The 21,782-nt window shown below is 69.1% G+C and carries 20 protein-coding genes and 1 riboswitch; of the genes, 8 read left to right on the top strand and 12 right to left on the bottom strand.

Going from position 1 to position 21,782, the window contains the following annotated elements:
• The first annotated feature begins 109 nt into the window (after positions 1–109).
• The 4 genes from OG876_RS20490 (at position 110) to OG876_RS20475 (ending at position 6,265) form a co-directional block, all read left to right on the top strand.
• Positions 110–2,557, top strand: a complete 2,448-nt coding sequence (locus OG876_RS20490) for an MMPL family transporter (RefSeq protein WP_328526495.1) — start codon at positions 110–112, stop codon at positions 2,555–2,557.
• Entirely contained in the window at positions 2,451–3,164 is a 714-nt protein-coding gene (locus tag OG876_RS20485) for an SDR family oxidoreductase (RefSeq protein WP_328526494.1), read from the top strand. Before OG876_RS20490 ends, OG876_RS20485 begins: the two co-directional genes overlap by 107 nt.
• A 41-nt stretch (positions 3,165–3,205) precedes the next feature.
• Positions 3,206–5,887 carry an ATP-binding protein gene (locus OG876_RS20480; protein WP_328526493.1) on the top strand — a complete coding sequence of 894 codons (2,682 nt, stop codon included), beginning with the start codon at positions 3,206–3,208 and terminating at the stop codon, positions 5,885–5,887.
• Between the two features lie 84 nt (positions 5,888–5,971).
• Positions 5,972–6,265, top strand: a complete 294-nt coding sequence (locus tag OG876_RS20475; RefSeq protein WP_328526492.1) for a hypothetical protein — start codon at positions 5,972–5,974, stop codon at positions 6,263–6,265.
• On the opposite strand, the gene OG876_RS20470 is transcribed toward OG876_RS20475, so the two are convergent.
• Both OG876_RS20470 and OG876_RS20465 read right to left on the bottom strand, forming a co-directional pair.
• Entirely contained in the window at positions 6,241–7,143 is a 903-nt protein-coding gene (locus tag OG876_RS20470; RefSeq protein WP_328526491.1) for a hypothetical protein, read from the bottom strand. The two genes, OG876_RS20475 and OG876_RS20470, sit on opposite strands and share 25 nt — an antisense overlap.
• 171 nt (positions 7,144–7,314) lie before the next feature.
• On the bottom strand, positions 7,315–8,130 hold the full coding sequence (locus OG876_RS20465; protein ID WP_328526490.1) for an SAM-dependent methyltransferase: 816 nt from the start codon (positions 8,128–8,130) through the stop codon (positions 7,315–7,317).
• A gap of 138 nt (positions 8,131–8,268) precedes the next feature.
• Between OG876_RS20465 and OG876_RS20460 the strand changes: the two genes are divergently transcribed.
• Together OG876_RS20460 and OG876_RS20455 are read left to right on the top strand one after the other, a co-directional pair.
• Positions 8,269–8,478 carry a hypothetical protein gene (locus OG876_RS20460; RefSeq protein WP_328526489.1) on the top strand — a complete coding sequence of 70 codons (210 nt, stop codon included), beginning with the start codon at positions 8,269–8,271 and terminating at the stop codon, positions 8,476–8,478.
• Positions 8,479–8,667: 189 nt separating this feature from the next.
• Positions 8,668–9,210 carry a dihydrofolate reductase family protein gene (locus OG876_RS20455; RefSeq protein WP_328526488.1) on the top strand — a complete coding sequence of 181 codons (543 nt, stop codon included), beginning with the start codon at positions 8,668–8,670 and terminating at the stop codon, positions 9,208–9,210.
• Here the strand turns inward: OG876_RS20455 and OG876_RS20450 are convergent.
• Positions 9,207–9,503, bottom strand: coding sequence for a YciI family protein (locus OG876_RS20450; protein WP_328526487.1), 297 nt, complete (start codon positions 9,501–9,503; stop codon positions 9,207–9,209). The genes OG876_RS20455 and OG876_RS20450 overlap by 4 nt on opposite strands.
• 60 nt (positions 9,504–9,563) lie before the next feature.
• Here OG876_RS20450 and OG876_RS20445 point away from each other — a divergent pair, with 60 nt between their 5' ends.
• The gene (locus OG876_RS20445; protein WP_328526486.1) at positions 9,564–10,091 is read left to right on the top strand and encodes a GNAT family N-acetyltransferase; all 528 of its coding nucleotides are present in this window, start codon (positions 9,564–9,566) and stop codon (positions 10,089–10,091) included.
• Here the strand turns inward: OG876_RS20445 and OG876_RS20440 are convergent.
• Together OG876_RS20440 and OG876_RS20435 are read right to left on the bottom strand one after the other, a co-directional pair.
• Positions 10,084–10,851 carry a class I SAM-dependent methyltransferase gene (locus OG876_RS20440; protein WP_328526485.1) on the bottom strand — a complete coding sequence of 256 codons (768 nt, stop codon included), beginning with the start codon at positions 10,849–10,851 and terminating at the stop codon, positions 10,084–10,086. The two genes, OG876_RS20445 and OG876_RS20440, sit on opposite strands and share 8 nt — an antisense overlap.
• A complete protein-coding gene (locus OG876_RS20435; protein WP_328526484.1) occupies positions 10,848–11,789 on the bottom strand; it encodes an SDR family oxidoreductase in 942 nt (313 codons plus the stop codon). The genes OG876_RS20440 and OG876_RS20435 overlap by 4 nt, the downstream gene beginning before the upstream one ends.
• Positions 11,790–11,887: 98 nt before the next feature.
• On the opposite strand from OG876_RS20435, the gene OG876_RS20430 reads away from it, so the two are divergent.
• The gene (locus tag OG876_RS20430; protein WP_328526483.1) at positions 11,888–12,562 is read left to right on the top strand and encodes a TetR/AcrR family transcriptional regulator; all 675 of its coding nucleotides are present in this window, start codon (positions 11,888–11,890) and stop codon (positions 12,560–12,562) included.
• A gap of 52 nt (positions 12,563–12,614) precedes the next feature.
• Here the strand turns inward: OG876_RS20430 and OG876_RS20425 are convergent, their stop codons facing one another.
• The 7 genes from OG876_RS20425 to OG876_RS20395 all read right to left on the bottom strand — a co-directional run bounded on the left by OG876_RS20425 (position 12,615) and on the right by OG876_RS20395 (position 21,721).
• Complete coding sequence (locus OG876_RS20425; RefSeq protein WP_328526482.1) at positions 12,615–13,466, bottom strand: HAD family acid phosphatase; 852 nt, start codon at positions 13,464–13,466, stop codon at positions 12,615–12,617.
• Positions 13,467–14,149: 683 nt separating this feature from the next.
• Positions 14,150–14,626: a GNAT family N-acetyltransferase gene (locus OG876_RS20420; protein WP_328526481.1), complete on the bottom strand. Its 477-nt coding sequence runs from the start codon at positions 14,624–14,626 to the stop codon at positions 14,150–14,152.
• 91 nt (positions 14,627–14,717) lie between these two features.
• Positions 14,718–15,077, bottom strand: a complete 360-nt coding sequence (locus tag OG876_RS20415) for a DoxX family protein (RefSeq protein ID WP_328526480.1) — start codon at positions 15,075–15,077, stop codon at positions 14,718–14,720.
• Between the two features lies 1 nt (position 15,078).
• On the bottom strand, positions 15,079–15,930 hold the full coding sequence (sigJ, locus tag OG876_RS20410; RefSeq protein ID WP_328526479.1) for an RNA polymerase sigma factor SigJ: 852 nt from the start codon (positions 15,928–15,930) through the stop codon (positions 15,079–15,081).
• Between the two features lie 54 nt (positions 15,931–15,984).
• A complete protein-coding gene (metH, locus tag OG876_RS20405; protein WP_328526478.1) occupies positions 15,985–19,590 on the bottom strand; it encodes a methionine synthase in 3,606 nt (1,201 codons plus the stop codon).
• 22 nt (positions 19,591–19,612) lie between these two features.
• A riboswitch (S-adenosyl-L-homocysteine riboswitch) is annotated at positions 19,613–19,690 on the bottom strand.
• Between the two features lie 88 nt (positions 19,691–19,778).
• On the bottom strand, positions 19,779–20,312 hold the full coding sequence (locus OG876_RS20400; protein ID WP_328526477.1) for a TetR/AcrR family transcriptional regulator: 534 nt from the start codon (positions 20,310–20,312) through the stop codon (positions 19,779–19,781).
• Positions 20,309–21,721: an MFS transporter gene (locus tag OG876_RS20395; RefSeq protein ID WP_328526476.1), complete on the bottom strand. Its 1,413-nt coding sequence runs from the start codon at positions 21,719–21,721 to the stop codon at positions 20,309–20,311. The genes OG876_RS20400 and OG876_RS20395 overlap by 4 nt, the downstream gene beginning before the upstream one ends.
• Between the last annotated feature and the right edge of the window lie 61 nt (positions 21,722–21,782).

Below are 21,782 nucleotides of genomic sequence, written 5' to 3'. Positions count from 1 at the left end.
ACTGCGATCGCAGTAGATCGGTCGCTGCGCTCGGACGACGCGACGGCCGCCGCGAATCCGGAGGATGAAGGACGTCAGCAGCACCGTCCTTGTCCTCAGGAGCATCAACATGCCGCAGTTACTCGCCCGGATCGGCCGCTTCAGCGCCCGGCATCGCCTGGTCGTGCTCGCGCTCTGGCTCGCTGCCTTCGCGATCCTCAGCGGTGTCGTCGCATCGGCGGGCACATCCGGCGGCTCGTCCACCACGTCGATCCCCAGCACACAGGCCTCCAAAGCCCTCGACATCGTCCAGCAGAAGTTCCCCGGCACGCAGACCGACCGGAAGACGCTCACCCTGGTCCTCGAGACGCATGGCGGCGCGAAGGTCACCGATCCATCCACCAAGGCCGAGGTCACCCGGATCCTGACCCAGGCAGCGGCGATCCCGCAGGTCAGCTCGGTCAGCAACCCGTTCGACGCACAGAAACCCTTCCTGTCCGCGGACAGAACGACTGTCGTGTCGACACTGAACTTCCAGGGCGTGACCGAGGCCAACCAGCAGCAGGTGTACGACGATGTCGTCGACCTGGCCGCGCAGGCGCGCACCGATGTCACGGCCGAGGTCGGCGGTGAGCTGTTCGCGAACGACGTACCCGCCTTCGGGGCCGGCGAGCTTCTCGGTGTCGCGGTTGCGTTTCTCGTTCTGCTGTTGACGTTCGGCTCACTGGCCGCGGCCGGCGCGAACATGCTGGTCGCCTTCGCCGGTGTCGGCGTCGGCACGCTCGGAGTGCTTGCCTACGGCACCATCAATCCGTTGCAGGACACCACGTTGACGCTCGCAACGATGCTCGGCCTGGCGGTCGGCATCGACTACAGCCTGTTCATCCTGACCCGTTTCCGCGCCGAGCTCCGCGACGGCCGTGCCGTCGAGGACGCCGTCGCCCGCGCTGTCGGGACCGCGGGTACGGCGGTTGTGTTCGCCGGACTGACCGTGATCATCGCGCTGGCCGGCCTGAGTGTGGTCGGGATCAGCGTGCTGCGTGACATGGGATTGGCCGGGGCGTTCGGCGTACTGATGGCTGTCATGATGGCGCTGACTTTGCTGCCGGTGCTGCTGCGGACTCTCGGTCGGCGGGCACTCCCGCGCCGCGAACGGACGGCCGGACCGGCACCGGAGCACCGGCCGTCGGTGCTGCACAAGTGGGCCTCGTTCGTGGTCCGGCGACCGGTGGTGTCGTTGCTGGGGGCAATCGTGGTTGTCGGCGTCGTCGCCGTACCGATGCTGGATATGCGCACCGCCTCGAACATTCCCGGCGGCAACGATCCGGTGGCGACGCAGCGGCATGCCTATGACCTCGTGGTCGAGAAGTTCGGCGGCGTACAGAGCCCGCTGGTCCTGCTGGTCCAAGGCGACGACGTGACCGCGAAGCTGCCGATCGTGGAGAACCGGCTGCGTGGGCTGGACGACGTACGAGGCGTCGCCACCACCGACGTCACGCCACAGAACAACGCGGCACTCGTCACCGTCGTCCCCCGCGGCGGACCGATCGACGACGCGACCAAGCACCTCGTCACCACAATCCGCGACGAGGCCGGCACCATCAGCGGCGTGAGCCTCGCGGTCACCGGTGAAACCGCCATCGGCATCGACAGCGACGCGAAGCTGCACAAGGCCCTGATCGAGTACGTCGCCCTGATCGTCGGGCTGTCACTGGTGCTGCTGATCCTGATGTTCCGGTCGCTGCTGATCCCGCTGGCCGCAACGCTGGGTTATCTGTTGTCCGTCGGGGCTTCGTTCGGCGCGAGCGTGGCGGTGTTCCAATGGGGCTGGTTCGACGCGATCATCCCGGCACCGCAAGGCGATCCGATGCTGAGCACGCTGCCGATCATCCTGGTCGGCGTACTGTTCGGACTCGCGATGGATTACCAGGTCTTCCTGGTCTCGCGGATCCAGGAGATGCACAACCGCGGCGCGGCACCGAAGGAAGCGGTCGTCAGCGGCTTCGCCAAGTCGGCCCCGGTCCTGGTCGCGGCCGCCGCGATCATGGCGTTCGTCTTCGCCGGCTTCGCGTCCTCCCCGATGGCAGTAGCCGCCTCCATCGCCTTCGGCCTGGTCGTCGGCGTCATCGTCGACGCCTTCGTCGTCCGCATGATCATCATGCCCGCCGCCCTCTCCCTCCTCGGCCGCGCCGCCTGGTGGGTCCCCACCTGGCTCGACCGCCTGATCCCCACCTCGACACCGAGGGCCACACCCTCGAAACCCCCACAGAAGCCAAGCAACTCGTTCTCACCTGAGGGCCGACGACCTCACGCTCTGTGGCCGGGTGGTGTGGTCCCGGCCACAGCGGTCACATCGGGGTGTTGGGGTCCGTCAGAGGGTTGGGACCCGGGAGATGGGCCGTGGACGAGTGGAGGAAATCGTGGGAACGATGTTGGTGACTGGTGGGACGGGGACGTTGGGGCGGCAGGTTGTGCCGTTGGTGCAGGCGGCGGGGTGGAAGGTGCGGGTGCTGAGCCGGCACGCGCGGGAGGGTGGCGACGGGGTCGAGTACGTGGCGGCGGATCTGCTGAAGGGTGACGGGATCGACGAGGCGCTCGGCGGGGTCGAGGTGGTCGTTCATCTGGCGGGTGGGCCGAAGGGGGACGACATCGGGACGCGGAATCTTGTCCGGGCCGCGGAGCGGGCCGGGGTGCGGCACCTGGTACACATCTCGGTGACAGCGGTGGACAAGCTGTCCTTGACGTACTTCAAGTCGAAGCTGGGCGCCGAGCAGGCGGTGCTGGCGTCTTCGGTGCCGTCGACCGTCCTGCGAGCGGCGCAGTTCCACGACTTCGCCGTGAAGACGGTGGGGGCGATGGCCAAGCTTCCAGTGATGCCCGTTCCGGGTGGGTTGCGGCTCCAGCCGGTCGATGCGCGCGACGTGGCCGAGCGGCTGGTCGAGCTGGCGCTGGGCGAGCCGGCCGGGCTCGTGCCCGACCTGGTAGGCCCGAAGGTCTACACCATGGGCGAGCTCTCCCGCGACTACCTGCGGGCCACGGGCAAGCACCGGCTGTCGATGCCGATCCACATCCCCGGTAAGGCCGGCAAGGTCTACCGGGCCGGCGGGAATCTGACCCTGAGCGGTGCCACCGTCGGCACGCGCACCTGGGAGGACTACCTCGCCGAGCACGTCCCCCAGCGCTGAGTGGGCTTCCGCTTCGGGTCGCCGGGCGCGATGCTTGGCGCATGGCGATGGTGGGGCGCCTGGGGGAACTGCGGGCGCTGCGGGGGTGGGTTGACGAGGCGCGCGCGGGCAGCGGGCGCCTCGTGGTGTGTACCGGCGAGGCGGGAATCGGCAAGACCCGGCTGGCGCAGGAACTCGCTGGACTAGCCCTCGCCCAAGGTGCCGCCGTTGCCTGGGGCCGCTGCGCGGAGACCGATGGCGCGCCGGCGTACTGGCCCTGGCGGCAGGTCCTGCGATCCCTCGGTCTGGACGCGGATCAAGTGCTCTCCGGTGACGACCGCTTCCTACTCTTCGAAGAAGTCACCGATGCGGTACAACGAGCCGCCGCCGACCGCGGCCTGGTCGTCATCCTCGACGACGTCCATCGTGCTGACGAACCCTCCGTCCTGGTACTGCGTCACCTCGCCGAAGAGCTCGCAGGCATGCCGGTCCTCATCCTGGCGACCGCCCGCGACGCGGCGAACCTCGGCGACCTGTCCACCGCCGAACGCCTTCAGCTGCCCACCTTCGATCGCCCCGAGGTCGCCGAACAGTTGCTGACAGCAACCACAGACTCCGCGGTGGTGTCGACGGTCCATCGCATCACCGGCGGGAACCCGCTCTTCGTCCGGGAGATCGCCCGCGCCATCGCCGACGGCTCCTGGCAGCCGGACCGGCCGCCACGGTCGGTGCTCGAGATCGTCACCGCCCGGCTCGGCCGCGCCTCGAACGACTGCCGCCGGCTGGTTCAGGCCAGCGCAATCGCCGGCCGCGAGGTCCGGCTGCGGACGATTGCCGCGATGCTGCAACGATCGGTCGACGACTGCCTGCCACTGGTCGACGAGGCGACCCGCCTCGGCTTCTTCGAACACCTGGGCGATGGCTTCCGCTTCATCCACGCCCTGACCCGCGATGCCGTCGAGGCGTCCCTCTCGACCACCGAGCGCACAGCCCTCCACCGAGCGATCGCCGATGCGCTGGCAAAAGACCCCGGTGACCACCTCGCAGCGATCGCGGGCCACTACGCGGTCCTGGCGCAGTACGGCGACGGTACGACGGCACGCACCTGGCTGGTCCGCGCCGCGGAGGACGCCGTACGACGACTGGCCTATGAGGAAGGTGTTCGGCTGTATCGGCAGGCGCTGGCGACGCGGCCGCTCGGTCCCGCGGAGTCGTGCGACCTGTTGGTCGCCCTGGGCAAGGCGGCATACCTCGCCGGTGATCTGACCACGTGCTGTGAGGCGGCGGTCGAAGCCGCTGCGGCAGCGCAGACTCCGGAGCAGTCCGCCGAGGCCGCGCTGGTCCTCGAGGCCGTACCCGATCCGACCATCAACGCGACCGCTGAGCGACTGTGCGAAGCAGCGCTTGCCCAAAGCATCGACCTTGCGCTGCGAGCCCGCTTGCTTGCCCTGCGCAGCCATCTTGCCTTCTACGCCGGCGAACAGGCACGACTCGACGCGCTAAGTGAGACTGCCCTCGAGCTGGCTCGATCCTCGGCCGACGATCGAGCCCTCGCCGACGCGCTCCGCGCCAGGCAGGAAGCGTGTCCGGGGCCGGACGGGCGAGCGGAACGGCTGGATCTCGCAGCCGAGATGCTCGAACTCGCCCAGCGGACGAACAATCCCCGCGCCGAGATGTGGGGCGAGATCTGGCGGCTGGACGCGCTGATCGAGAGCGGCCGGCTCGCCGCCGCGGCCGAGGAACTCCCTCGGCTGCGGGTCGCGGCCGATCGCCTCGGTGGACCGGTCGCGGCCTGGCATCACGACCGCATCGCCGCGTGTATCGCCCAGGCTCGTGGGCACTACACCGAGGCGGCGGCGGTCGCGCGGCGCGGGTTCGACCGGATGCGACCGGTCGAGAGAGCACCCGCGACCGGCGCCTACTTCGCGCTCCAGATCGCGTTGGCCGGGCATATCGGCGTCAGCGCGGAGATGCGTGAGCTCGCCGAACAGCGGTTCGAGCCACCACCGCGGTTCGCCACGATGTCCCTGCTGTCCCGGGCCCAGCTGTTGCTGTGCGCGGACGAGCCCGAGCAGGCGGCGGCGTCGTACCGGCTGGCCGGCCCGATCGACGAGTGGTCGTTGCCCGCGTTCTTCGTGCTACCGGCGTACGTGTACGCGACGCTCGCCTGTTGCGGCCTCGGCCGGTACGACGACCTCGGCGTACTGCTGGACCGGTTGCAGCCGTTCCGCGGGGAGCATGCCGTGGGCAACGGTGTCGCATACATGGGACCGGCGGAGCTGGCGATCGGACGGGCCGGCGCCGCGCTCGGACGGTTGGACTCCGCAGTCGAGGATCTGGCCATCGCGGTGGCGATGGCCGAGACTGCCGGGGCCGCCGGGTTCGTCGCGGAGGCGCAGTTCCACCTCGCCCGCACCCTGTTCACCCGCGACCGGCCCGGTGACCGCGAACAAGCTCGACCCGTCGCCGTCGAGGCTGCCCGCCTGGTCGAGTCACTGGGGATGGCGGCGTACGCCGATCAACTGAAGGTGCTGCTCAGCCGGCTGAACGGCGACCCCGAGCACAAGCTGAGTGGGCGCGAGCTGGAGGTCGCCGGTCTGGTCGCCGAAGGGCTGACCAACCGTCAGATCGCCGCCCGGCTGGTGATCTCGGAGCGGACCGCGCAGAACCACGTCCAGCACATCCTCACCAAGCTCGGCTTCGCGACGCGCAGCCAGATCGCGGCCTGGTCCAGCCGCCGATGAGTACCCCGGATGAGTGATCTGGCGGATTCCGGATCGCCGGCGGGTTCCTACCGTGATGACCATCCGCATCATCAAGGAGGAATCATGCAGTGGATCGCAGTCGCCACCCCGCCGTTCGCGGCGATCGAACAGTTCGACCAGGTCATGGAGCAGCTCGGCGCCGCCGAACCGGACGGCCTGCAGGCCAGGTACGTCGGCAGCACCGGCGACGGACTCCGTGTCATCACACTCTGGGAGTCCAAGGAGCACGCCGACCGCTTCTTCGCCGACCGCCTCGGACCGGCCTTCGCCAAGGTCCTCGGCCCCGAACCGACAGGCCGGCCCGAGATCGTCGGCATCGCGGTGGCGCGCTCCTACACCCGCCAGCCGGTGGGCTGACCGTTCAGGTAGGGAGCGAGCAACTCGCCCAGCTGGGGGGTGGCCGGCCGGGTGGTCAGGTGGCGGGCGATTCCAGCGAGGAGGTCCGCCACCTGCACGCGCGGGTCGGCCTTCGAGTCGACCTGCGTGAGCCCGAGCAGGGGCGGTGGTGCCGGGAACACCGCGTCGGCAAGGTACGTGCGCAAGCGCGCCACCCGATGTCGCGTCAGCGCACTCTGCTCGTCGTGCACCACGGCGACCGACCGTTGCCCAGCACTCCAGAACAGCGCGGTCTCGGCGAGCGCGGGCACCAACGGCTCGAGCGGCGGCGGGATCGTCCGATCGTCGTTGATCAGCCGCAGCAGCACGCCTTCCACCCGAGCACGCGTCACCTCACGCAAGGCGGGCACATCGGACGGCATCGTCGCGAAGAACCGGTCGACAGCGGCGTGGTCGATCAGCCGCAACCGCTTCGTCCGCGTCAGGTCGACGAACGCGACCAGGAACTCGGTCCGGTGCTGCAGGGCGAGCACGCCATCGGCGTGATCCCGAGCCAGGCTCGTGCCATCGCCGTACGACGGTTCGCCGGTGAACAGCTCGAAGACCCGGGCGGCGACGTACCGGGTCTTGTCGATGACGTGGACGTGCGCATGCCCGCGCAGAGTGGTGAGGAACCACTCGAGTTCGGCCCGCTGCGCGGGTCGCAGCAACTGGTTGGACTTGTACTCGGTGCGGTGGCGGAGCCGCGGTCGCAGGATGGCGACCAGGTCGGCGGCTGCGGGGACGGCGAGATCGACACTGGCGTGGGTGATCACCGGCGAGGCGGGATCCAGGAGGTTGCTCCCGGAGAATCCGGACTCGTCACACGCGATCTCGACCCACGACGACAGATTGGTCATGAGGAACGAACTCCAAGGCTGAGGAACTGCACGCTGCGGGGCCCGTCGTCGCGACGGGCATGATCAGGCGAGCCCGGAGACATCAGGCCGGGCGCGATCAGTGAGCGGCAGCAGCCTTGGCAGACATACGACCCATCATCGGCCGCGGACGGCCGGATCACCAGTGGTTTGTCAGGGCTTGCGGGCGAGTGCCACCAGCAGCAACTGGGCCGCACCGGTGGGACTGAGGTGCTGATCGGCGCCTGGCCACCAGGCGGTCAGGTCGACCAGCCCTGGCATGTCCAGGTCGAGGCCGGCGACGAACCCGGCGATCTCGCGCCGGGTCCGGAACATCACCTGCGGGAAGGCTTCCCGCACCTTGTCCTCGACCGCCGTCGAGAACTCGGCCAGCCGGCTGCCGTCGCGCGGGTTCACCGGGTGGCTGAGCGCCAGGTACGACCCCGACGGCACGGCGGCCAGGTACTCCGCGATCACGCGCTCGATCCGATCGGTGTCCGGGATCGCGTGCAGCACGAGTCCGAGGATGATCCCGACCGGCCGGTTCAGGTCGAGCGCCGCGGTCACGTCCGGGTGCCCGAGGACGGCGCCCGGGTCGGTCAGGTCGGCACCGGCGAAGAAGCTGGTGCGATCGTCGGCGAGCAGCGCCTGGCCGTGCGAGATCGCGGTCGGGTCGTTGTCGACGTACACGACGGTCGCCAGCGGGTCCGTCTCGGCGGCGATCTCGTGGGTGTTCCGCCGGGTCGGCAGCCCGGCGCCGAGGTCGAGGAACTGGCCGATGCCGCCGTCGGTGATCATCCGGCCGACCACCTCGGCCAGCCAGCGCCGGTTCTCGCGGGCCAGCTCCGGCGCCTCGGGCGCGATCTTGACCAGCTCCTGGAACAGCTGTCGTTCCACCTCGAAGTTGTTCTTGCCGCCGAGGAAGAGGTCGTACAACCGGGCCTGGGACGGCTGCTCGAGGTCGACGACCGCGTGCTCCAGCTCCGGCATCGCCCCGATCCACCTCGATTCCGAATCCGAAAAGGCCGATTGCCGGGAAGGCTACCGCCAGCACGGACCGCAGTCGCACCGGGGCTGTGGCATGGAACCCCCGTCCTGCCTGTGCCACCCCACGGGAGATCCTGGCCGATGGTTCGGCAAGCGCTTGCCAAGCGCGTCCTTCAGGTGCGCACCCTCGACGAGTTGCGGAAGGCGATCGCCACGGCCAGGCCAGGCGCCGAGATCGTGCTGGCCAACGGCATGTACGACGTCCCCGGCGACGAGAGCATCGCCGTCACCGGGAGGCGCGCACCGCGGACGCGCCGATCACCATCCGGGCCGAGTCGCGCGGCCGGGTGACGCTGACCGGGAATCACGGGTTCGTGTTCGCAGACTCGTCGTACCTGATCGTCAGTGGGTTCAAGCAGCCCGGCCACTCCACACTTCCGCCCACTCACCCCGGCGGACGTAGGCCCCACCTCCCGATGAGTTTTTCCTGACTCGCTCGTCTCAACGACCAACACTCAACGAGCGAGTCAGGAGGACTCGATGGCGAAGGTTCTGTACTCGGTGACGATGTCGGTCGACGGTTTCATCACCGGACCGGACGGCGATATGCAGTGGATGCGCCCGTACCTCGGGCCCGATCCGGAGGTCGAGCAACTCCTCCCCCGAATCGGGTCTGTCCTGGCCGGCCGCCGTTCCCACGACGGCGATGACCCGCACAAGGGCGAGGCCGGCGAAGGGCAGGCGTTCGGCGGTGGGTGGAGTGGACCGCTGTTCGTGCTCACCCACCGCCCGCCGAACACCTCCGAGCCCGGCATCACGTACGTCGACGAGTTCGCGAAGGCACTCGCACTCGCCAAGGAGGCGGCCGGCGACAAGTACGTCAACGTGATCGGCGCCAACGTCGCCAAGCAGTGCATCGAGGCCGGCGAACTGGACGAGGTACTGCTGCTCTTCGCCCCGGTCATGCTCGGCGACGGCACCCGCCTCTTCGAGGACCCGGGCGGCCACACCGTCCGCCTCGAGCGGCTGAGCGTGACACAGACCCCGCTCGCCACCCACCTCTGGTTCAAGGTCGCGGATTAGTAGTCGGCGGCGGTCGAGTGCATCACCGCGCGGACCTCGACGGATCGCCCGACGGTCCGGGCGTCCGGCAGCAACCGCGCGAGCTCGACCGCCCGCTCGCGACTCTCCACGTCGATCAGGTAATAGGCGTCGATGGGCGTAGGAGCGACCCGATCGGGCACGTGGACGGCCAGCTGCGGATCCGCGAGTACCTCACCGCCGACCAGTTCGCCGGCGTCGCAGGCGATCCGTTCGAAGTCGTCGCGGCCCGGGCACGGCTCGCCCTCGCCCCGCAGGATCAGTAGGTATTTCATCGGTTCACCCCTCTCACTGATAGGACGGAGCCGAGGCCGTGGTTTTGACATGATGGCTTGATGTTCGTGCGCACCGAACGGCTGACTCTGCGCCGCTTCACCACCGCCGACGCGGAGGCGTTCGCGGCCTACCGGTCGGATCCCGACATCGCCCGGTACCAGTCGTGGGACGCCCCGCTGCCGCTGGCCGAGGCGGTGCAGAAGGTTGAAGAGTTCGCCCAGGGCGACCCGGCCGCGCCCGGCTGGTTCCAGTACGCCGTCGACCTGGACGGCGTACTGATCGGCGATCTCGGCCTCAACCTGGACGAGAACCTCATGCAGGCCGAGCTCGGCTTCACGCTCGCATCGGCGTACCAGGGCAGGGGCTATGCGACCGAGGCAGTCCGCGGGTTGCTCGACGACGTCTTCATCGAGCGGAAACTGCACCGGGTCTCCGCCGAGTGCGACGCCCGCAACACCGCGTCGGCCCGGCTGCTCGAACGGGTCGGCTTCGAGCAGGAAGGTTTGCGGCTGTCCAACAGCTGGTTCAAGGGCGAGTGGACCGACGACCTGCTCTTCGGTCTGCTGCGCAGCGACTACCTCAGCTGACCGCCTTCGCGGCCCAGGCCCTCGCCTTCAAGCGGATCGTCCCGTCCGCTTCGATCGGCAGCCGCGAACGCACTGCTTCCCGCAACGCCAGCTGATCCGACTCATCCAAAGCACGCAGGTAGGCCGGCGCGACGCCTTGCCCACCCATGAACGGCTGCCAATAGTCGTCGAACGACGCAAACTCCGTCGGTACGTCGATCTCGCGCAGGTCGACCGTGGTGAACCCGGCCTCGCTGAACAGCCCGTCCAGACCCTGCGCCGTGCAGAACGCGAACCGGAGACCCTCGTCGTGCTCGCGGTCCTGCGGCCGGACCTCGATCATCGCGTCGAAGAAGTACCGCATCAGCTCCATGCCGTCCGAGTAGTCCCAGACATAGACCGCGACCGTCGACCCGATCTCTCGCATCCGGCGGAGCGCCTCGACCCGCTCCGGGATGAAGTTGAGCACGAGCCCGGCGACGACCGCGTCGTACGGGCCGTCGGGGAGTTCAGCTGCCGATCGGACCTCGAAGCTCGCCCGTTCGTCGGTGACGGTCTTCCGCGCGTACTCGACGAAGCCGGCCGACGGGTCGACCCCGAGTACCGACGCGGGATCCGCCGTACGCAGGATCGCGCTGGTCAGAGCGCCCGTACCGCAGCCGACGTCAAGCCAGCGCAGGCCGGTGGGCTGATCCAGCCAGGCCACGAACTCGGCCGCCACCAACCGGCTCCACCGACCCACGTAGGACTCGTAGATCTCCCCGCTCGACCATTCGCTCATTTGCGCAGGATAGGACCGGATGCGGGAAGTGAGACACCCGTCAGGCCCTCGGCGACCGTCCACAGGCGGGCGTTGGTCTCCGGATCGAGTGCGTTCTTCGGGGCCTTGACCAATGTGGTTGGGCCTACCAGGCCGAGGCGGCCGGACGGGCCGTAGTACGCGCCAGGCTGGGCGTCCGGGCTGGTTGCGGCGAACAGCAGCGGCTCGGTGCCGATCTCAACGCCCTGTGTCGGGAGCGGGTTGAACCGCAGGCCCCAGTGGGTGAGCCGCGACGGCCGCTCCCGGCCGAGCGAGGCGCCGGCGGTCTGCAGGTTCGTGCGGGTGAAACCGGGGTGGGCGGCGACGCTGAGCAGGCCCCAACCGCGGTCGGCGGAGAGCTTGGCCAGGTGGTTGCTCATCATCAGGTCGGCGAGCTTCGACTGCGAGTACGCCGCCATCCGGCGATACCTGCGCTCCCACTGGAGGTCGTCGAAGTGGATCCGGCCGAAGTTCGCGGCACCGCTGGCCATCGTCGCGATCCGCGGCGCGGGCGCGGCGAGGACGAGCGGCAGCAACCGCACGGTGAGCGCGAACGGGCCGAGGAAGTTCGAACCGAACTGCAGCTCGAAGCCGTCCTTCGTGGTGATCCGGGTCGGCGGGTGCATGACGCCGGCGTTGTTCACGAGCAGGTCGACGTGCGGCTCGTCCGCGGCCAGCCCGTCGGCGAACTCCTGCACCGATGCCAGGTCGGCGAGGTCGATCCGGCGTACCTCGAGCTGGGCGTCGGGGTGCTCGGCCAGGATCTCGGCCCGGGCGGCCTCACCCTTGGCAGGAGTCCGGACCGCCATGATCACGCGCGCGCCGGCGGCGGCCAGACGCTTGGTGGCCTCCTTGCCGGTGCCGCTGTTGGCGCCGGTGACGACGGCGAGCTTGCCGGTCTGGTCGGGGACGTCGTACATGGTCTGCTCCTCGTAAAAGACTGGTGGTCTGTTATGTCGTCGACGGTATCAGACCGCTGGTTCGATAACAACAGACCGGCGGTCTGTAGAATGTGAGCGTGACGACATTCCAGCGCGCGCGGAGCGCGGAGCAGCGGGCGGTCCGGCGGCGGGCGATCCTCGCGACGGCGGCGGCCATGCTGACCGAGATGCCGGTAGCGGACCTCAGCCTGAACGAGCTGAGCCGCCGCGTCGGCCTGGCGAAGTCGAACGTGCTGAACTACTTCGAGTCCCGCGAGGCGGTCCTGCTCGAGCTGCTCGGCTCCGAGCTCTCGGCCTGGGTCGACGCCCTCGCCGCTGCGGCGGCCGAGATCCCACGCACCGCCAGGCCCGGACCTCGAGCCGAGCTACTCGCGGACGCGGTGGTGCGGACCCTGGCGGAGCGCCCGGTGTTCTGCGATCTGATCAGCGCGCAGGGATCCGTGCTCGAGCGGAACATCTCGGCCGACGCCGCGCTCGCCTTCAAGCAGGTGTCCCTGACCGTCTACCGGCGGATGCTGGCGCTGATCACCGGTGTGCTGCCGGAGATCGGAGTGGATGCGGCGACCCGATTCATCAAGTCCGCCAGCATCCTGGCCGGCGCGATCTGGTCCCACGCGCACCCCACCGCCTCAATCGTGGCGGCCTACGAGTCCGACCCCGCGATCGCCGACCTCCGCCTCGACTTCGAGACCGACCTCCGCGAAGCCCTCCAGACCCTCCTGTACGGCGTACTCCCCCGGGTCAGGGCGTGAACAGACAACCGGCCGGACCGACGTCCGTCGGTCCGGCCGAAGTCGCTGCCGATCAGGGCAGGTAGTAGTTCGGGTTCGGGAGCTTGAAGGTGCGGTCGGCGAAGCCGCCCTTGAGGTCGGAGAACTGGTCGCCGAAGTTCGCGACGATGTCGTAGCCGAGCGACTCGATGTGCGCGCGGGTGGCCGACTTGTAGTGGATCGTCGTACAGGAGCCGTTCGGGTCGGCCGCGCAGGCCGCCTTCAGGTAGTCCGGGTAGTCGGCGACGGCCGGCTTGGTGAACAGGCCGTCCTCTCCGTTCCGCAGCGCGGTCGGCTTCGGGTAGCCGGCGTCGACGCCGATACCGTCCTCGGTCAGGTTGCCCAGCGTCGCCTGCTCCTGCGCGGCACCGCGGCCGGTCAGGAAGAAGATCGCATACCCCTCGCGCTCGGCGGTCTTCACCAGATCGACCATGCCCGGCACGGCGGGGAACCGCTGGTTCAGCACGAAGTCCGCGTTGGTGGTCGGGTTGAACGCCCAGTTGCTGAAGATCTCGTAGTTCCACGTGGCCAGCGAGGTGTCGTCGACGTCCAGCAGGATCGCCTTGGTCTTCTCGGTGTGGTGCGTCGCGGAGATCCAGCGCTTCCCCGCGGCGGCGACCGAACTGGCCTCCTTGGCGTAGTTGCTGTCCGGCGCGAACGTGCCGCTGCCGAGCGGGTCGCCGTAGTAGTTGCGCAACTGCTGGCGCAACACGTCGATGTTGGTGACCTGCTTCTCACTCCGCGGCGTCGACGTCTGAATCGCCGGCTGCGGAGACGCGGCCCCGGCCGAGTACGCGACTCCGCCGACGACCGACGCCATCGCGACAGCCGCGACGCCGGTCAGAACCAGCCGACGGGACGGCCGGCGCCAGGAACGGATGACCATGGTGACCTCTCCAAGAACGGGAAACGTGCAAAAGCAAACTAACCCCGCCCCCGCCCGATCACCGCAACCCGCCCAACAATCCAGGGGAATCCTCCGCACGCCGTGACGCCATGCCTAGCCGGCCGTCCTGTCGTTTCCGCGGGCGCCCCCGGGACCGACCCCACCCCAGCGGACACCCTCTGCGCCAGCCCCGGTCGCTGGTCGCCGCCACCCGACCCACCCGACTGCCCCACAGCCCTGCCTCGCTACCCCGCCTGACAGCCCCGCCTCGCTACCCCGCCCGACGGCTCCGCCTCGGTACCCCGCCCGACTGCCCCGCCTCGCTACCCCGCCCGGCTGGCTTGGGCGGTCACTTTGTGCACCAGATCCGTACGGCGCCGGCCCTCCAGGTACGGATCTGGTGCACAAAGTCGATCCCTGCTGCGGCCGACACCGGTTCGGCCAAGGTCCGGGCTCGATTCCGCGGTGCCGGCACACCCACCAAGCAGACGCGGTCCTGGCCGGTCACGCCCCGATCCCGGGCCGGCGGTGAGCTGACGGCGGGGTTGGTGAGTGTCTCAGGTCCGCACCCGCACCGATCCCCGCAGCAGCGGCGTCGACACCGCCAAGATCGGGCAGTCAGGTGGAAGGACACGCGAGGTGCCCGCTGCAGGACGATCCGTTGGACCGCGCAGGACGGTCCGTTAGACCGGCTTTATGTAGCGGTGGCACGGGACGGGCAGGGTGCCGGTGTCGACGTTTGCCGGGTAGTCGAAGGGGCCGTTGTCGGTCCAGCCGCTGCGCTCGTAGAACCGGCGGGCGCGGGCGTTGCCGGTGGCGACCGCGAGCCACGCTTCGCTGTGTCCGTTGGCTTTCACCTGCCGCTCGGCTTCGCTGAGTAGCGTCCCGGCTACTCCGGATCCCCGGTGATCGCGCGAGACGTACACCTGCTCGACCTCCTCGCCCACCACCATCACGAACCCGGCGACCTCGTCGCCGACGACCGCGACCGTGGTGTCGGTGATCCGGTTCGCCGCCCGGGTCCAGAAGGACTCCTCGGTCCGGATTGCGACCAGCTCGTCCGGCACGTGACCAAGGTGCCCATCACCCCACCCGGCGTACCAGATCGCGGCGACGGCATCGACGTCATCGGCGACCGCGGGCCGCACGTTCACAGTCATGCAGTCAGGGTAAGCAGGACGGCCCCGCCGAGCCCCTACGCCGAACCGCGCCAATCTCGTGAGCTCCGCGCTCTCGGCGGGTGGGCCGCCGTCAGGCAGTCAGGCTGACCACGAGCGAGGCGCACGCCATGGTTAGAAAGAAGACCGCGAGGAAGAACTGCGCGGTGTAGTCCCCAGCGCGCACATGCGTGTACAAGGCGCAGACGAAGAAGAGCACCAACCCCACCGCGGCCGCGGTGATCAGCTCGGGACGCTGCACCAGCAGACCGGCGAGGAGCCCGACCGCCCCCGCGGTCTTGAGCGTCCCGATCGGAAACGTCAACCACGACTCCGGCACCCCGGCCTTCACCATCCCGGGGAGGATCGGTTGCCAGTGCAGCAAGGCCGCGATCCCAGAGAAGGCGTTCAGGCCGACAGTCACGGCGACAACGACAACAGCCAAGGCAGTCACGTCAGTTCACCGCCACCCGAGCGAGCTTGTCCGGATTCGTGATCGCGAAGATGCCGGTCACCTGATCACCCTCGACCTCCAGCACGATCACCGCGAACGGCGTGTCCCCCGACAGCAGCAACGCCGACGGATCGCCGTTCACGGCCCGGTACCGGATGCCCAGCGACGGTACCGGCCGCCGCCGCCCGTCGCCCACGATGAGCGGCGCGATCTTGTCCCGCCCCAGCACCGGCCGCAGCCCGGCCGCCCGGGCCTTGCCGCCACCATCGGCCCACAGCGTCACGTCCGGCGCGAGCACCTCCATCAACGCGTTCAGATCCCCACCGACCACCGCATCGATGAACCGCTGCGTCACCGCGAGCCGCACCTGTGGATCCGCGGTGTAGCGAGGCCGCCGCGCCTGCACGTGCTCCTTGGCCCGGTGCGCGAGTTGCCGTATGGCGACCGGCGTACGGTCGACGATCTCGGCAATCTCTGGATGCGTGTAGCCGAAGACCTCGTGCAGGACGAACACCGCCCGCTCCAGCGGTGTCAGCGTCTCCAGCACGACCAGCATCGCCAGCGAAACCGCCTCGGCCCGCTCGACCGGATCGATCGGCGTGACCACGGGCTCCGGCAACCACGGCCCGACGTAGTCCTCCTTGCGCCGGTTGATCGTCGTACGGCGAGCAAGCGCAGCGTTCACCGCGATCCGCACCAGATACGCCCGCGGATTCTCCACACCGGACCGGCCGGACCACGCCAGCCAGGTCTCCTGCAACACATCCTCGGTATCCGCCACCGAACCGAGCACGTTGTAGACGATCGAGAACAACAACTCCCGATGCGCAACAAACTCCTCGGTCGAACTCACTTCATCGTGTGCCTTCACACCGGGTATGAGCGTTCCGGCCGCGGAAGTGTGACATCACTCCGGGTCGTAGGCCAGGTTCGGTCGCAGCCAGCGCTCGACCTGCTCGACGGACATGCCCCGGCGTACGGCGTAGTCCTCGATCTGATCGCGCCCGAGGCGGCCGACGCTGAAGTACCGCGCGGCCGGGCTGGCGAAGATCAGACCGCTGACGGCCGCGGCCGGCGTCATCGCGAACGACTCGGTCAGACCCAGGCCGAGCTTGTCCGCCTCCAGGAGAGTGAACAGCTCCTGCTTCTCGGAGTGATCCGGGCTGGCCGGGTACCCGAGCGCGGGCCGGATCCCCCGGAAGCGCTCCGCGTGCAGATCCGCCAGCAAGGGCTCAGCGTCCGGCTCGAACCACGCCCGCCGCGCCTCCAGGTGGATCCACTCGGCGAAGGCTTCGGCCAGCCGGTCGGCCAGCGCCTTCACCATGATCGCCCGGTAGTCGTCGTTGCGCTCCTCGTACGACGCGGCCAGCGCCTCGGCACCGTGGATCGCGACGCCGAAACCACCGAGGTGGTCACCCGACGGCGCGACGTAGTCGGCCAGGCAGCGGTTGTGCCGTCCAGCCGGCTTCCCGGTCTGCTGCCGCAGCATCGGGAACGACACGTCCAGCCCGTCCAGCAGGATGTCGTCACCCTCGCTGTGCGCCGGCCAGAACCCGTACACGCCCTCGGCCGTGAAGGAGCCGTTGGCAATGATCTCGTCGAGCAGGGTGTTCGCGTCGTCGAACAGTTCGCGCGCGACCGGCTGGTCCAGGATCGCCGGGTACTTGCCCTTCAGCTCCCAGGCCAGGAACAGGAACTGCCAGTCGATCATCGCCCGCAACGTCTCGATGCTCGGCGTCACCCGGCGCAGCCCGGTGAACGCGGGCACCGGGAGTTCGCCGTACTCGACCGGTTCGGCGTTGGCGCGGGCCTCGGCGATCGTCAGCAACGGGCTGCGCTGCTTGTTGGCGTGCTGTTCGCGCAACCGCTCCTGGTCAATACTGTTGCTCTTGGCAAGCGCTTCGGCCCGGTCCTCGTCGAGCAGGTCGGACACCACCCCGACCACCCGGGACGCGTCCAGCACGTGCACGGTCGTCCGCTCGTACGCCGGGGCGATCCGGACCGCGGTGTGCTGCTTCGACGTGGTCGCGCCTCCGATCAGCAGCGGGAGCTTGAGTCCGCGCCGCTGCATTTCGGTGGCCACGGCAACCATCTCGTCCAGCGACGGCGTGATCAGCCCGGACAGGCCGACCACGTCCGCGCCCTCGGCCACCGCGGTGTCCAGAATCCTTGCCGCCGGCACCATCACGCCGAGGTCGATCACCTCGTAGTTGTTGCAGCCGAGCACCACGCCGACGATGTTCTTGCCGATGTCGTGGACGTCGCCCTTGACCGTGGCCAGTACGACCTTGCCCTGACCGCGCACCATCTCGGCGCGTCCCTCACGCCGGGCCTGCTCCTTCTCCGCCTCCATGAACGGCTCCAGGTAGGCGACCGAGCGCTTCATCACGCGAGCGCTCTTCACCACCTGCGGAAGGAACATCTTGCCGGCGCCGAACAGGTCGCCGACGATCTTCATCCCGTCCATCAGCGGGCCCTCGATCACCTCGAGCGGCCGCTTCCGCGTCAGCCGGGCCTCCTCGGTGTCGGCCTCGATGAAGTCCACGATGCCGTGCACGAGCGCGTGCGAGAGCCGCTCCTCGACGGTGCCCTCGCGCCAGGTCAGGTCGACCTCGCGCTGGGTGCCCTTGCCCTTCACGTTCTCGGCGAAGCTGACCAGGCGGTCGGTGGCGTCGTCGCGCCGGTCGAAGATCACGTCCTCGACCAGCTCCAGCAGGTCCGCCGGGATGTCCTGGTAGACCGCGAGCTGGCCGGCGTTGACGATGCCCATGTCCAGGCCGGCCTTGCCCGCGTGGTACAGGAAGGCCGAGTGCATCGCCTCACGAACCACGTCGTTGCCGCGGAACGAGAAGGACAGGTTCGAGATACCGCCGCTGAGGTGGACGCCCGGGCAGCGCGCCTTGATCAACGGCAAGGCGTCGATGAAGTTCTTGGCGTAGCCGTTGTGCTCGGACATGCCGGTCGCGACGGCGAGCACGTTCGGGTCGAAGATGATGTCCTCGGGCGGGAAGCCGATCTTCTGCGTGAGCAGGTCGTACGCCCGGCCGCAGATCGCCACCTTGCGCTCGACCGTGTCGGCCTGACCCTGCTCGTCGAACGCCATCACCACAGCGCCCGCGCCGTAGTCACGGATCCGCCGGGCGCGCTCGAGGAACTCCTCCTCGCCCTCCTTCAGGCTGATCGAGTTGACCACGCCCTTGCCCTGCACGCATTTCAGCCCGGTCTCCAGCACCGACCACTTCGAGCTGTCGATCATGATCGGGATCCGGGCCACCTCGGGCTCGGTCGCGATCAGGTTCAGGAACGTGGTCATCGCCTGCTCGCTGTCCAGCAGGTCGGCGTCCATGTTCACGTCCAGCAGGTTCGCGCCGCCGCGGACCTGCTCCAGCGCAACATCGACCGCGGCCTGGTGGTTGTCCCCCTCGATCAGCCGGCGGAACTTGGCCGACCCGGTCACGTTGGTCCGCTCACCGATCATCACGAACCCGGTGTCCGGGGCGATCTTGAACGGCTCCAGGCCGGAGAACCTGGTGGTGTGATCAGTGGGTACGACGGTCCGCGGCGGCAGGTCCTGGACCGCCTGGGCGATCCGCTGGATGTGGGCGGGCGTCGTACCGCAGCAACCGCCGACGATGTTCACCAGCCCGGACCCGGCGAACTCCTCGAGCATCCCGGCCGTCTCTTCCGGTGTCTCGTCGTACCCACCGAAGGCGTTCGGGAGGCCGGCGTTCGGGTGCGAGGCGACGTACGTGTCGGCGAACCGGGCCAGGTCGGCCACGTGGGGGCGCATCTCGGCGGCGCCGAGGGAACAGTTGACGCCGACGACGAGTGGCTTGGCGTGCTCGATCGAACTCCAGAACGCCTCGACCGTCTGACCCGACAGCGTCCGGCCACTCAGGTCGACGATGGTCACCGAGATCCACAACGGCAGGTGTGGCGCGACCTCGCGGGCCGCGGCGACGGCGGCCTTCGCGTTCAGGGTGTCGAAGATGGTCTCGATCAGGAGGAGGTCGACGCCGCCTTCGGCCAGCGCTGCGATCTGCTCGGCGTACGCGTCCCGCACCTGCTCGAAGGTCACCGCGCGGTACGACGGGTCCTCGACGCGCGGGGACAGCGACAGGGTGACGTTGAGCGGGCCGATCGAACCGGCCACGAACCGGCCGCCGACCTCGTCCGCGGCCTGGCGGGCCAACCGGGCGCCGGCGAGGTTCATCTCGCGCACATAGTCCTGCAGGCCGTAGTCGGCCTGGCCGATGCTCGTCGCGGTGAAGGTGTTCGTGGTGGTGATGTCGGCGCCGGCCGCCAGGTACTGCCGGTGGACGTCGAGGATGACGTCCGGGCGGGTCAGATTGAGCACGTCCGGATCACCGGTGACCTCGTGGGTGTGGTCGCCGAAGCGGTCGCCGATGTAGTCCTCCGGCGTCAGCTTGGCGCCCTGGAGCATCGTCCCCCACGCACCGTCGAGCACCGCGACCCGCTGATCCAGCAGTTCCCGTAGCGCGGTTTCACTCATCTGCCGTCCCCTCCAGAAAAAGATTCCGGAGGCGCCCTTGCAGTCGGTGCACCAGGTCGAGCGTGGCGGACCTGGGTCCGTTGCAGCGCCTCTCGTCCTGGTTGCCCCATGTTAACGGCGTCACACCTCTGGCCAAGCGCCCTGCCCACATACTAAGACGGCTGTTCAATCCGTGGCACAGCTCAGGGTCAGCGGATGAGGGCCTGGAGGGCTGGAGCGTAGAGGTCCGCGATCGCTTCCGGGTCGGTGGTGGCGATGGGGCCGGTCTTGTCGACGGAGATCGCGGCGCCGAGGCCGAGGAGCTGGGCGGTGATCAGTTCGGCGCGGAGGCCGGCGTCGGCGCCGGTCAGGCGGGCGGCGAAGGCGCGTGTCACCTGGTCGCGGAAGTGCTCGCGGATCAGCGCGCGTTCGTCACCGCTGCCGGCCGCGAAGATCACCCGGACGAGCAGGTCCAGCCCGTGGTCGCGACGGTAGTTCACCAGCGTGAGTACGGCGTGCCGCCCGAGCTCCGCGTCCGGCGCGGCGAGCAGGAGCTCGGCGGCCTCGCTGAAGTCGGCGACCTGCTCGAACAGCGATTCCTTGCTGCCGAAGTGCTTCACGATCAGGGCCGCGCTGACGTTCGCGTCGGCGGCGATCCCGCGCAGGGTGACCACGTCGTACGGCTGTACGGCGAACGCCCGCCGGGCCGCCCGGAGGATCGCGATCCGCCCCGGGTCCGTCACGTCGTACCGACCTCGACGGGAACCGGCGCGGGACGCCGGGCCGGGATCAGCAACACCAGGCCGGCCGCCACCACGGCCGCGAGCCCCGCGATGACGAAGACGATCAGGTACGCCGACAACGCGGGCGCGACCTGGCCGGCCCTGCTGATCGTCACACCGGCCAGCACGATTGCCACGATCGTGCTGCAGATCGCGGAGCCGATCGTGCGCATCAGGGTGTTGAGGCCGTTCGCCGCGGCCGTTTCGGTCACCGGCACAGCATGCATGATCAGGGCCGGAAGTGCCGAGTACGCCACCGCGGTTCCCGCCGACACCACGGTTGCCCCGGCCACGATCCCCGCAATACTCCCGCTGGTGAACAGCCGGACGACGTACCCGGCCGCCATCAGCACCGACGCGATCGCCAGCGTGAACCGCGGCCCGCGGGCGGCCGAGATCCGGGCCGACACCGGCGACAGCAGCACCATCGCGACACCACCGGGCAGGAGGCACAGGCCGCTCACGACGATCGACTCGCCCAGCCCGTACCCGGTCCACGTCGGCTCCTGCACCAGCTGCGCGGTCGACAGCGAGTTGGCGTAGAACGAGAACCCGATCAGCAGCGCGGCCAGGTTGGTGAACAGTACGGCGGGACGCGCCGACACCCGCAGATCGACGAGCGGGCTGGTGGTCCGCAGCTCGTACCAGCCCCACAACGGGACGATGAGCGCGGCAGCGACGTACAGCCCGACGATCTCCGCCGTACCCCAGCTGCTGCCCTTCGAGACGGCGAGCAGTAGGCAGACGAGGAACGCGCTCAGCCCGATGGCGCCGATGACGTCGAAGCGTCCGCTGGTCCGGACCGCGGACTCGGGCACGATCAGCAGCACCAGGACGATGTCGAGCAGGCCTAGACCGAGGGTGATCCAGAACATCGTGTGCCAGTTCGCGTACTGCACCACGAGCGTCGCGGCCGGGATCCCGAACGCCGCACCGACGCCGAGGGTCGAGCTCATGATCGCGATCGACGGGATCACCCGGCGCGGCGGCAACTCGTCGCGCAGGATGCTGATCCCCAGCGGTACGACGGCGATCGCGGCGCCCTGGAACGCGCGGCCGGCGATCAGCACCGGCAGATCGTTGCTGCTTGCGCAGAGCAACGATCCGATGACCATCGAGGCCAGGGCGATCAGCAGGACGCGGCGCTTGCCGTACATGTCGCCGGCTCGTCCGAGCAGGGGCGTGAACACGGCGCCGGTGAGCAACGTCACCGTGATCAGCCAGCTGACGTCGGCGGCCGAGCTGTTGGTGATCCGCGGCAGCTCGGGCAGCAGCGGTACGACGATGGTCTGGCTGATCGAGACGAGGACGCCGCAGAACGCGAGCGCGGCCAGAATCAGGCGTGGATGAGCGGCAGGGCGAAGCGTCAAGCTGGGTTCCTCACACGGTGAACATCTGTTTACTCAGCTACCAGCGTAAACGAGCGTTCAC

It is taken from the genome of Kribbella sp. NBC_00359, assembly GCF_036097425.1.
GTDB lineage: Bacteria > Actinomycetota > Actinomycetes > Propionibacteriales > Kribbellaceae > Kribbella.
Note: the sequence above shows the minus strand (reverse complement) of the source record. Positions and strands in the feature narration are given on the sequence as shown.